Raw genomic sequence first — 14,164 nt, 5'->3', positions numbered from 1 at the left:
TAAATTCCATAGACTAATAGATATAGAATAACCGAACCTATATATATTCAAAGATGATTAAAAATTATCAACTCTCATTTTCGTAAAAAGCATTCGATTATCTTAAGCGTTACTCATAACGCAATGACTCAACAGGATCGAGTTTAGCTGCTTTATTTGCAGGATAAGAGCCAGAAATCACTGCAACTACAAAAGTAATAATGCTCGCCCAAATCATAGCTCCCCAAGGGATTACGAATTTAAAGTCGACCGCAGCAGCAAAAATATAACCAATAAGAATACCTAAAAGAATACCTAAAAGCCCACCCAATTGCCCAATAATGATAGTCTCAATAAAAAATTGAAAAGCAATGGTACGACGTTTAGCACCTAATGATTTGCGCACACCAATTTCACGAGTACGTTCCGTAACAGAAACTAACATCATATTAAGAAGGGCTATTGTAGATCCAAAAATAGTAATCACACTAATCACCCAAGCAATTTTGCTCAATACAGATGTCATTTCACCAACGCGATTAATTAAGTCGTCGCTTTTTTCTATTCCAAAATTGTTCTCCTCCACAGGATTGAGTCCTCTAATGTTTCTGAATAATAAAATAGCTTCATCTTGAGCGCCCTCAAGCATATCCTTTTTTTCAGCCTTGATACTCAGACTATAATTAATATTTGGATTGGTAAAAATGGTACGTGCTTTTTGAAGTGGCATGAGCACACGTAAATCCTGATTGTTTCCAAATGTAGAGCCTTTCTCTTTTAAAACACCAATGACTTTAAATTTCGCGCCTCTAACGCTTATGGTTTTATTTATGGGATTAACATCTGCTAATAATGCTTTTTGAAGATCACTACCTATAACACAAACACTATTACTGTTCTCAACATCAAAATAATTTAGTGCACGACCTGTTTCAACTTCCAAACCAGAGTTTTGAATAAAGTGTTCATTCACACCATAAACTTGAACCTCAGGATCGGTTTTTTCATTTTCGTATTTTATTTCTGCTGTTCGCGTCCCTAAAAAGGCGATAGACGTTTTAGTATACGGAAACACATAATCTTCTTCAAACTCTTTAACTTGTCTGTAATTAATCACAGGGTTTATTTTTCGAGCCTCATTGCCACGTCGTTGCGTGTTAAACTCATAACGCTGAATATTAAAGGTATTGGCTCCCATTGAAGAAAAATCACTTGAGATGGTGTTTTCTAATGCCGAAACAGCACTTAAAATACCAACTAGGGCAGTAATACCAATGGCTATGATTAAAATGGTAAGAATAGTTCGTAGCAATTGACTTCGTATAGAATCAAATGCAATTCGGATATTTTCTCTAACTAATGAAAACATAGGATTACGTTAAAAAAGTTGGTTACGTTTTATAGTAAGACTACTAAACACCCATAAAGTTACTATAAAATTGAAATAACTTTCTAATCCATCTAAAATTTATAATATTTTTGTGACGAATAAGAATTTTAAATGATCCGATACTTCGGAAAGTAATATGGCACAAAAACCGAGCATCCCAAAAGGCACAAGAGATTTTAATCCACAAGACGTGGCCAAACGTAACTATATCTTTAGTACCATTCGTAGCGCGTTTGAAACTTTTGGATTTCAACCTATTGAAACGCCAAGTTTCGAAAACTCCAGTACCTTAATGGGGAAATATGGAGAGGAAGGTGATCGCTTGATTTTTAAGATTTTGAATTCTGGGGATTATTTGAAAGATTTGAGAAGCGATATTAAAGAATCCTATGTTTTTAGTCTAATTTTTACAGAAATCATAGATTCAATAGAACGTTTAATTAGAATTGATAAAGACCTTTTTAGTTATGAAGAACATATTAATGGGGCTTTAGAGTTATATAAGAACATAACTCCAGTTGAAAAAGAACTTCTATTGTTATATTTTAAAGAAAACAAAGAAGATATTTTTAGTTTATTTACAACAGAGATTAATGATGCCGGAGTTTTTTCTCAGGTAATCGTGAGAAAGCGTAATTTAATTATAGATATTTATAATAGATATTTAAATAAGGAAGAGATTTTTTATTTACCAAGAGCAACAAAAAAAATCTCAGAAAAAGCCTTGCGTTATGATTTAACGGTTCCGTTTGCAAGATATGTGGTACAACACCAAAATGAGATTGACTTTCCGTTTAAGCGTTATCAAATTCAACCGGTTTGGAGAGCAGACCGACCACAAAAAGGTCGTTTTAGAGAATTTTTTCAATGTGATGCCGATGTTGTAGGAAGTAATTCTTTATGGCAAGAGGTAGAGTTTGTGCAGTTATATGATGCGGTGTTTACAGCATTAGGTTTACATGGTGTGACAATTAAAATCAATAACCGTAAAATCTTATCTGGTATTGCCGAAGTTATTGGTGCTCAGGATAAGCTCATCGATTTTACCGTAGCTCTAGATAAACTCGATAAAATAGGAGAGGAGAAGGTTAAAGAAGAAATGTTGGGCAAAGGCATTCCACAATCAGGAATTGATAAGCTCCAACCATTGTTTTCTTTATCTGGAGATTTTGGTGCTCAAGTAACAGAACTAAAATCTATTTTGGAAACTTCCGAAGAGGGAAGACAAGGTATCGAAGAATTAGAATTTATCAATAAGGGTATCGAAGCTCTAGGTCTAAAAACAGCAACACTTCAGTTAGATGTCACCTTAGCTCGTGGTCTTAATTATTATACAGGTGCTATTTTTGAAGTTGCTGCTCCAGAAGGTGTGAAGATGGGATCGATAGGTGGAGGAGGTCGTTATGATGACTTAACTGGTATATTCGGACTTAAAGATATGAGTGGTGTTGGTATTAGTTTTGGTTTAGACCGCATTGCCCTGGTTTTAGAACAGCTTAATTTATTTCCTGAAACCATTACCAATACAGTGAAAGTGATGTTTATAAATTTTGGAGAAGCAGAAGCTATGGCGAGTATGAAGGCGATTAAAGTGCTACGCGAAAACGACATAAGTGCCGAGTTGTTTCCAGATAAAAAGAAAACAGTTAAGCAATTTAATTATGCCAACAAACGCAACATTCCTTTTGTGGTATTAGTAGGAGAATCTGAACTAGCAGATAATACTTATACTTTAAAGAATATGGCTTCTAGCGCACAGGAAACCATAACACTAGACGCACTCATTTTTGCATTAAAATAAATAAGTTAATTAGATAAAAAAAAAAGCCTCAATCCGAAAGGAGAGAGGCCGTTTTTAAGTTAAGATCACGGTAGATTTGGGTCTATTTTATTTCACCAAAACTTTCTTCGATAACAAACCGCTTAAAGTATTTATCTTAATGATGTAAGTTCCAGTGCTCAGGTTCTTAACTTCGTATTCAGAATAGTCCAGTTCTGAAATATTTTCAATTGTCGTAATATTTTGTCCTATGATGTTAAATAATTGAATGGACTTCACATCAATAAAATTAGGATTCAATAGTACAATGCTTTCTGTGTCATTGCTATAGAAAACATCTAATGTTTTCAATTCGTCATCATCAACACTTAACGAATCACCTTCGCTAAAGGTTAATTTAAACCTATTTAAATATTCACCTGCAGGAAGGAAGAATTGGAAATCACCTTCACGTAGGTTATGGTATGTACCATCTTCAGTGTCATGAATAAAAATATCAATATCGTCTGGTACATTTTCAAGATCATCAATTGTAATCGTATTTAGACCATCGTCACTCACTTTTATACCTAAAGGATATATCGTGTTTTCTTCGGCCAAGTTACTACCTTGAATGATGTATTTTTCATCATCAATCATCCAGAATAAATCATCCATTTGATTGTCATAGATTTTGGCATCAAATGCCCAATCAAATCCCATTGTAGTTGCACCATCAATAGTTAATAGTAACTGTCTATGAATAGTATTTACAGAGTTGAATCCAATTCTAAATTTCATACGATCATCAATATCTTCCGTACCAGCTCCTGCAACACTATTATTAGAATTTGAATTTCTAACAAATACAGACGTTCCAGTAGATTCTTTTCTATAGACACGTTGACCGTTATTAAAGTTAATTGTACCCGTACTTTCTCCAACTACAAAGAATCCTTGACTTACTGGGATATAACGTGCAGGAAGTTTGGTAGGAGTTCCACCTGTAGCAACATCTGGATCGTTAGTTCCTAAAGAAGGGGCTCCAACACCACCAGAGAAATTATAGGTTGCATATCCACCCTGATATTCAGAAAGTATATGAGATCCTCCTCCCCAATGTTCCCAGAAATATAGTGTACCACTTATTAATGGATCTGCACCAGCACCAGTAATGTTTGGTCCATTATCTGTTATAAACTGATTCGCGTCAATTGCAGAAGCATAAGGATTTCCAACTAAATAATCGTTACCCGCATTTAAGGTTAAATTCACGTCACCATTATTTGGTTTTCCAAGGAACACATAGTTTTGTTGATCCACTATAGTACCAGATCCAGGTCCTTTCATTGTGAAACCTTCACCAGCTAAAAGCGTACCGTTACGTCTTACATGCTGCCATGCTGAGTAATCATCATCTAACTGATTGGCAAATTTCCAAATCCAGTAATCTGCAATGCTTATGATAGCACCATCAGATCCATCATATCCAGAGTTAACAAAGTTAATTGGGTTAACACCATCAAACATAACATCTGTAACGGTATAAGCGTTGTTGTTTGTAGTACCATTGATTTCTCCAACAGGAGTAGACCAGTAGTTATAAGTATATAAATCGGCTGTACCTTGTTGATCTTTTTCTAGAGAACCTGTTGAGGTTGGATCTAAATCACTACCAACGGTTTGAACAAGTTGAGACTGACCTTCTAAATCAATTTTCCCATCAAGTTTTAAATAGTGAGATACAGTTAAACCATTTCCTGCAGCAGAATCTGCGTTATCACCATCAACTGTTAATTCACCAGCATCTACATATAAACCTAATACTTGACGATCTCTTCCAAGAACGATTTCAGTGTCAATAGTTACGTTGTGACCTATTCTTACAATATTCCAGTCAATTGGTGTTGTTCCATCCACTACTGATAATTCGTTAGGTAATGATTGAACCGTATTATTTAACCAAGTGGCTTCTGTAGTCCAATCACCATTTCCTTGAGATTCATATGGTAATGGAGCTGTTTGTCTGTCTACGGTATCTAAGTTTCGTAATGCACCTTGATTTCCATTACCTGAAGCATCCTCAGTATTTGTATAGGTATATACAGACATTGGATAGTAACCAGCTAAATCAGACCAAGGAATGGTTGCTACATCGTTTTTCGTAATCGTAGTTGGTAATTCTTTACCAGCTACAAATGCTGCATTATCTTCAATTTCTTGATTCATGATGAAACGTAATTGATCTACAGTAAGTTCTGTATCCCAAACACGTACTTCGTCAATATTTCCTCTAAAGTGTTGTGTTGGTGTGTTTTTACCAGCGGCTGCAATATAGAACGACTCATCTGTATCTATTGGAGCTGTTCTATTTGCTTGATTATCAAGCACACCGTCAATATATAAAAATAGTCTGGTGCCATTATAGATGGCTGCAACATGATGCCATTCATCGTCAGGAATAGCGGCTCCTGTTGTTAGGGTTTGATTAGAACCGTTTTTCCAGAACATTTGTATTCTGTTATCGTTTAATATTCTAAAGTCATAACCTGTTGAGAATGCTGCATCCCTTTTAGATATAATTGATTTTGTTCCACTATCACCTGCATCTCTTTTTATCCAAGCTGAAATTGTAAATTCAGTAGTGTTAAGGTCTAGCGCATCTTCCATATCTACATAGTCAACCAAACCATCAAAATATACTGAACGCTCAACAATAACTTGAGGTGCATATCCAAAGGTGATGAATTTCGTATTGTCAAAATCGTATTCTGTTTCAAGATTACCATTACCATCAGGAGTCATAATTCTATAATCTGCCGTAGGGTCAAAAACTCCTGTATTTGAGATGAACATATAGTAACTTCCTGGAGGTGTAATATTTCTAATAGCATCTTGAGGCAGTCTTACTTTTACAGTTGGGATATCACCTCCCGTTTCAACAACTTTCCAAACACGTTGCATTGCTGTAAATGAAACATCAGTAGTTAGGGCAGGAGAAATACCTGCACTCATATTTACAGTAATCATTGATGCAGCTAAGTTGAGGTCGGCTCCATTATTTCCCCATACGAGGTATTCTTTATCATCAAATGTTGTGGCATTAGACACAATATTATCTCTATTGGTGTCGTAAATTTCGGTTAATCCCATTGTGAGAACACCTTCAATTCTTCCAGTTCCATCCGCGGCATCATTAACACTTCTAGATTGTTTCTGATTTAATTCTGAAATATCATCTCTACCAATACCAGCAATATCATAGTTGAAACCAGCATTTGCAGACTGATCCCAAATAACACTACCATCACTATTTACATAATCTTGAGATGTACCATTAACACCTAATGTGATACCATATTTAACGGCTAAGTAGGATTGTATTCTGTTGCGTTCTTGAGTTAAATCTCCATCAGCTCTTCTTGAGTCATAAGTGATAACTTCCGCAATTCTACCATCAAAGCTACCATTCCAGTACTGACTTCTACCTAACCAGTAACGACCATTATTAATCATTTTGTATAGAGGTAAATCATTAGTTTCGTTACCAACTTGATTGGCGTTGAAATATAATTCCATGTCAGTATCTCCTGCATTTTGTCTTACGTTGATAATATGAATTTGATTATAGTCTGTACCTGAGTTTGTATCTGCTCTACCATAACCCTGTTCTGTTGGATTAGATGGTGTTTCGCTGGTTGTTGATATACAGTAAGAAAGTCTTTCGTTTTCAAATCTTGCCGTATAGCCACCATATCCAAATCCTGTAACATCTTCAGTAAAGGTGTTACCAGCTGGATCAGAACTGGTAAACGTATCTAAAGGAATCATGGTTGTAGTAATGGTAGGGTCAGGCATTATTACCACAAAGAAATCGTTGGTATTAAAACCACCCGTACCTTTTAGTTCGTCTCGACTTCCATCATTAATGACATAGGTCATATCTCTATTGGCTGTCGTATTATCGTTTTCGAAATCAATTACAGGGTTAAAGTTGAAATTTCTTGCAACACTATTTCTATAAACAGGTTCTTGTCCTGTAACCACAGTTTCTGCATTGTTTCCTTTTCCATTATCTGCCCAAAGGCTAACTAATGAACCATCTGAAGCATATGTTGTACCATCAACCTGATCTGCTTTTAACCATAGATCTAGGTTAGAAGTTATACCTCCTGGAGCTACGGTTGGTGTGCAATAGGATACTCCTGTAATTTCAATGTCATCTAAATTGACATGGTCATTATCTGCACTGGCATCACAACGCACTCTAAATTGAGAATTGTTACCAACAGGGAATGTGTAATCTGTACTCATTAGAGTTACTGTTTTACTGTATCCTATATTGCCCGAAGATTCAAAATCTGCATCTTTATTGGCTACGATACCACTTACAAATGTGGCTACTATCGTCCAGTTTGTTCCACCATCGCTACTGTATTCTACGAAGAAATCTTCTCCGGTTTCCATACTGTTGGGTTTAAAGAAGAATTTAAAATCTACTTTATTGTAATTTGAAAAATCAAATAATGGAGAAATAACTGAAGAGGCAGAACCTGTAGCATCGTCATCTCTAATTTGTAAACAGTATGCTCCTCCGTAGGCCCAAGTTGTACTATTGAATCTTGTAGCATCTACACCTCCAGACGTCCATCCATCATATCCGCTTTCAAAATCTGCACTGTGTATGGCATAGGTTCCACAAGGAGGTGGTATGAAACCAGTACCTTGTATACTAAAGTTATATGGGTTTTCATCGCTATCGTTGTTACCAATAGATACTGTAGCTGTTCTCGTTCCAACAGCACTTGGATCAAAAGTAATGGCAAAAGTTGTAGTTCCGCTTGCTGCAATTGAATTTGAAGGAATTGTAGTCACCGTAAAATCTGCAGCATTCGTTCCGCCAATAGTAACATATGGGGAAGCCCCAGATAAGGTTAAGTTAGCAGTTCCTGTATTTTCTATTGTAAAGGTATTGACGTTTGTTCCACCAGCGATATCAACAGTTCCGAAGTCAGTATCATCTAAACTTGAAGGAGAGGCATCGCCATCAGTAATGGAGTTTGAATTTCCTTGAATGTCGATTTCTGGTGCAGGTGTGAAACCTGTTCCCTGAATATTAAAATTATATGGGTTTTCGTTCGAATCACCATTAACGATACTTACGTTAGCAGTTCTTAGACCATCTGCACTTGGATTGAATGTAATATCTAGAGTTGTACTGCCTGAAGCAGCTACAGATGAAGCAGGAGCAGAGCTTATTGAAAAATCTGCTGCATTTGTTCCACTTATCGTAACACTTCCAACTGATAGGGAAGTGGTACCTATATTTTGAATTGTAAATGTATTTACGTTTGTACCTGCTGCTGTGTTAACAGAACCGAAATCGGTATCGTCAGAAACATCGGGAGTAACATCTCCATCAACTATACTTACTGCATTACCTAGTACATCTATTTCTGGACCAGATATTACTGTAGTTGTTAATGATATGTCATCAATCGCCATATCACTTCTGTAATCATTCGTAGTTAGACCCCTAAAACGAATCATAACTGTCTGTCCTACATAACTCGTTAAATCCAAATTAACTAAATTCCATGCTTGACCATGACTTGTTTGAACTTGTCCCGTTTGAGACCATAATGTTGTTGGATAACTAAGACCACTGTTGGTACTTAGTTCAACGTATAAACTTCCCATTCCAGAACCATACATGTGATAATAAAATGAGAATTGTGCTGTACCAGCCGTAGTTAGATCAAAGCAAGGACTTTCTAAGTTATGTGTGTCATTATAATTAGGGTTACTTCCTTCTGTAAAGTAGTAGTAAGTTCCGCCATTAGCGCCACTTGGTCCTGTACTATTTGATGGTGTTCCACCAGACCTATAATCCCAGTCATTGGTATCACCCGTATCCTGAGTCCATAAGCCTAATCCAGATTCAAACCCTTCATTATAAGGAAAACCAGATACCGTTGAGGAACAAGTACCTGAACATCCTCCTGAAACGTTGAAAAAGACAGGAGCTGCACCACCAGATGTAGCGGCATCTCCATTTTGATTAATAACTACTGAACCACCTGAAGTTATAGTAATATTATCTGCTCCATCCCAACCATCATTGGAAGTATCATACATTATCATATAGTAGTTATTCAAATCTGCTAAACATCCTAATGATACCGTTGTTGAATAGCTATTATTAACTCCTCCAGTAAACCCGTTGTCTATTGTGCTTATTAATACACCACTAGGATTGTATATCTCAACCCTATTTTCGGAAGAGTAGGCTGGCCAATTAACGGATACTTCAACATATGAAGTTTGTGAAAAAGTAAAATTCGAAAACAAAAGCATACAACATACCATTGCATACCTTCTAAGCGTAGTAGAAATTTTCATAAGCGGTTAAATTTTAGTTTGGGACTAATAAATTTATGATACAAATCTATTGTTAAACTCTATGAAATGCAAATTTAATCGATGAAATGCATCAATAATTTTTTAATTACTGATTATCAGTTAGTTGTAAATATCTCTTTTTTTGTTTTTATTTAAAATTGAAGGTTTTGTTACTGCCTGTAGTTTAGTTGGTTACAAAAAAAAGGCCGAATTATTTAATTCGACCTTTTTTTAATTAAGCTATTGTTTTAATATTTAATTAGCTTTTTAGTTACAATGATACCATTATCTCTACTCGATATTTTAATGAAGTAAGGAGCTTCTTCAAGTCTATCAAGGTCATTAATAGTTATAGAGCCATCAATACTTGATTTTGTTTTCTTGTAAACAACTCTACCATTTAAATCGTAGATGTTAATTTCAAACGCATTCCCATTTAAACTTAAAGGCAAGCTAATAGTAATCGTCGTATTAAACGGGTTAGGTTTAATTGTAACATCTCTACTATTTAAATCTTCAGTATCTAATGTGTTATCATCCATACCATCACAATCTTCATCTATTCCATTATCTGGTATTTCTATAGCTCCAGGATAGATTTGATCATTAGTGTCATCACAGTCTGTATTGTCTAAAACATATCCTACAGGTTGTGTACAATCAATAACTGAGTTGTCTGCATCACCGAAACCATCATTGTCAGTATCAGCATAGTATATAATGCCTGTTCCGTTATCAGTTACATCCCACGAACAAGTCGTATTATTAAACGTTGCAGTCTCATAACATTCTGTTGCTGGTTCTGCTGGCTGTGATCCAGTGACATCCCACGAACAGGTCGTGTTATTAAATGTTGCCGTTTCATAACATTCCGTTGCAGGTTCTGCTGGTTGTGATCCAGTTACATCCCATGAACACGTCGTATTGTTAAACGTTGCTGTTTCATAACATTCAGTTGCAGGTTCTGCTGGCTGTGATCCAGTTACATCCCACGAACAGGTCGTGTTATTAAATGTTGCCGTTTCATAACATTCTGTTGTAGGTTCTGCTGGTTGACTACCAGTCACATCCCATGAACACGTTGTATTATTAAAGGTTGCAGTCTCATAACATTCCGTTGCTGGTTCTGCAGGCTGACTACCAGTTACATCCCATGAACAAGTCGTATTATTAAAGGTTGCAGTCTCATAACATTCAGTTGCAGGTTCTGCTGGTTGTGATCCAGTTACATCCCACGAGCAAGTTGTATTGTTAAATGTTGCAGTCTCATAACATTCCGTTGCAGGTTCTGCTGGTTGTGATCCAGTGACATCCCATGAACACGTTGTATTGTTAAAGGTTGCAGTCTCATAACATTCTGTTGCAGGTTCTGCTGGTTGTGATCCAGTTACATCCCATGAACAGGTCGTATTGTTAAAGGTTGCAGTTTCATAACACTCTGTTGCAGGTTCTGCTGGCTGGCTACCAGTTACATCCCACGAGCACGTCGTATTGTTAAACGTTGCTGTTTCATAACATTCAGTTGCAGGTTCTGCTGGCTGTGATCCAGTTACATCCCACGAACAGGTCGTGTTATTAAATGTTGCCGTTTCATAACATTCTGTTGTAGGTTCTGCTGGTTGACTACCAGTCACATCCCATGAACACGTTGTATTATTAAATGTTGCAGTCTCATAACATTCTGTTGCTGGTTCTGCTGGTTGACTACCAGTTACATCCCAAGAACACGTTGTATTGTTAAAGGTTGCTGTTTCATAACATTCAGTTGCAGGTTCTGCTGGTTGTGATCCAGTGACATCCCAAGAACACGTTGTATTATTAAAGGTTGCAGTCTCATAACATTCTGTTGCAGGTTCCGCTGGTTGTGATCCAGTTACATCCCACGAACACGTCGTGTTATTAAAGGTTGCAGTCTCATAACATTCTGTTGCAGGTTCTGCTGGTTGTGATCCAGTGACATCCCACGAACAAGTCGTGTTATTAAACGTTGCAGTCTCATAACATTCCGTTGCTGGTTCTGCTGGTTGTGATCCAGTCACATCCCATGAACACGTCGTATTGTTAAACGTTGCAGTCTCATAACATTCTGTTGCAGGTTCTGCTGGTTGTGATCCAGTGACATCCCATGAACAAGTCGTGTTATTAAATGTTGCAGTTTCATAACATTCCGTTGCAGGTTCTGCAGGCTGACTACCAGTTACATCCCACGAACAGGTCGTGTTATTAAATGTTGCAGTCTCATAACATTCAGTTGTAGGTTCTGCTGGTTGTGATCCAGTGACATCCCATGAACACGTTGTATTATTAAAGGTTGCAGTCTCATAACATTCAGTTGCAGGTTCTGCAGGCTGACTACCAGTGACATCCCAAGAACAAGTCGTGTTATTAAAGGTTGCAGTCTCGTAACATTCAGTTGCAGGTTCTGCTGGTTGCGTACCAGTTACATCCCATGAACAAGTCGTGTTATTAAAGGTTGCCGTTTCATAACATTCTGTTGCAGGTTCTGCTGGTTGTGATCCAGTGACATCCCATGAACACGTCGTATTGTTAAACGTTGCAGTTTCATAACATTCAGTTGCAGGTTCTGCTGGTTGCGTACCAGTTACATCCCATGAACAAGTCGTGTTATTAAAGGTTGCCGTTTCATAACATTCTGTTGCAGGTTCTGCTGGTTGTGATCCAGTGACATCCCATGAACACGTCGTATTGTTAAACGTTGCAGTTTCATAACATTCAGTTGCAGGTTCTGCAGGTTGTGATCCAGTGACATCCCATGAACAAGTCGTATTATTAAATGTTGCAGTCTCATAACATTCAGTTACAGGTTCTGCAGGCTGACTACCAGTTACATCCCACGAACAAGTCGTATTATTAAAGGTTGCAGTCTCATAACATTCAGTTGCAGGTTCTGCAGGCTGACTACCAGTAACATCCCATGAACACGTCGTGTTATTAAATGTTGCAGTCTCATAACATTCAGTTGCAGGTTCTGCTGGTTGACTACCAGTTACATCCCACGAGCAAGTCGTATTATTAAATGTTGCCGTCTCATAACATTCTGTTGCAGGTTCTGCTGGTTGTGATCCAGTTACATCCCAAGAACAAGTCGTATTATTAAATGTTGCAGTCTCATAACATTCCGTTGCAGGTTCCGCAGGCTGACTACCAGTTACATCCCACGAACAAGTCGTATTATTAAAGGTTGCAGTCTCATAACATTCCGTTGCTGGTTCTGCTGGTTGACTACCAGTTACATCCCATGAACAAGTCGTGTTATTAAAGGTTGCTGTTTCATAACATTCCGTTGCTGGTTCTGCTGGTTGCGTACCAGTTACATCCCATGAACACGTTGTATTGTTAAATGTTGCCGTTTCATAACATTCAGTTGCAGGTTCTGCTGGTTGACTACCAGTTACATCCCATGAACAAGTCGTATTGTTAAAGGTTGCTGTTTCATAACATTCTGTTGCAGGTTCTGCAGGCTGACTACCAGTAACATCCCATGAACACGTTGTGTTATTAAAGGTTGCAGTTTCATAACATTCAGTTGCTGGTTCTGCTGGTTGACTACCAGTTACATCCCATGAACACGTTGTATTATTAAAGGTTGCAGTCTCATAACATTCTGTTGCAGGTTCTGCAGGTTGTGATCCAGTGACATCCCATGAACAAGTTGTATTATTAAAGGTTGCCGTTTCATAACATTCAGTTGCAGGTTCTGCAGGCTGACTACCAGTTACATCCCACGAACACGTCGTATTATTAAAGGTTGCTGTTTCATAACATTCTGTTGCTGGTTCCGCTGGCTGACTACCAGTGACATCCCATGAACACGTTGTGTTATTAAATGTTGCAGTCTCATAACATTCCGTTGCAGGTTCTGCAGGTTGCGTACCAGTTACATCCCATGAACACGTTGTGTTATTAAAGATTGCTGTTTCATAACATTCTGTTGCAGGTTCCGCTGGTTGTGATCCAGTGACATCCCACGAACACGTCGTGTTATTAAAGGTTGCCGTTTCATAACATTCTGTTGCAGGTTCTGCTGGTTGCGTACCAGTTACATCCCACGAACAAGTCGTGTTATTAAACGTTGCAGTCTCATAACATTCTGTTGCAGGTTCTGCTGGTTGCGTACCAGTTACATCCCATGAACAAGTTGTGTTATTAAAGGTTGCAGTCTCATAACATTCTGTTGCAGGTTCTGCTGGTTGTGATCCAGTGACATCCCATGAACAAGTCGTATTATTAAATGTTGCAGTCTCATAACATTCCGTTGCAGGTTCTGCAGGCTGACTACCAGTTATATCCCATGAACACGTTGTATTATTAAAGGTTGCCGTTTCATAACATTCTGTTGCTGGTTCCGCTGGCTGACTACCAGTGACATCCCATGAACACGTTGTGTTATTAAATGTTGCAGTCTCATAACATTCCGTTGCTGGTTCCGCTGGCTGACTACCAGTTACATCCCACGAGCAAGTCGTGTTATTAAATGTTGCAGTTTCATAACATTCTGTTGCAGGTTCTGCTGGTTGTGATCCAGTTATATCCCATGAACAAGTCGTATTATTAAATGTTGCAGTCTCATAACATTCCGTTGCAGGTTCTGCTGGTTGTGATCCAGTCACATC

The 14,164-nt window shown here is 37.7% G+C and carries 4 protein-coding genes; 1 reads left to right on the top strand and 3 read right to left on the bottom strand.

Annotation, left to right across the window (positions count from 1 at the left end; translation table 11 throughout):
* Positions 1-109: 109 nt before the first annotated feature.
* Complete coding sequence (locus tag Q0893_RS17300; protein WP_298904318.1) at positions 110-1,348, bottom strand: ABC transporter permease; 1,239 nt, start codon at positions 1,346-1,348, stop codon at positions 110-112.
* Positions 1,349-1,505: 157 nt separating this feature from the next.
* Between Q0893_RS17300 and hisS the strand changes: the two genes are divergently transcribed.
* Entirely contained in the window at positions 1,506-3,170 is a 1,665-nt protein-coding gene (gene hisS / locus Q0893_RS17295; protein WP_299278071.1) for a histidine--tRNA ligase, read from the top strand.
* An 87-nt stretch (positions 3,171-3,257) separates the two neighbouring features.
* On the opposite strand, the gene Q0893_RS17290 is transcribed toward hisS, so the two are convergent.
* Together Q0893_RS17290 and Q0893_RS17285 are read right to left on the bottom strand one after the other, a co-directional pair.
* A complete protein-coding gene (locus Q0893_RS17290) occupies positions 3,258-9,530 on the bottom strand; it encodes a choice-of-anchor D domain-containing protein (protein ID WP_299278068.1) in 6,273 nt (2,090 codons plus the stop codon).
* Positions 9,531-9,778: 248 nt separating this feature from the next.
* A partial coding sequence (locus Q0893_RS17285; RefSeq protein ID WP_299278065.1) for a T9SS type A sorting domain-containing protein occupies positions 9,779-14,164 on the bottom strand: 4,386 nt, incomplete at its 5' end.

It is taken from the genome of uncultured Psychroserpens sp., from assembly GCF_947494225.1.
Classification (GTDB): Bacteria; Bacteroidota; Bacteroidia; order Flavobacteriales; family Flavobacteriaceae; genus Psychroserpens.
The sequence above is the reverse complement of the archived record's forward strand: the minus strand, read 5'-3'. Positions and strand labels throughout refer to the sequence as shown.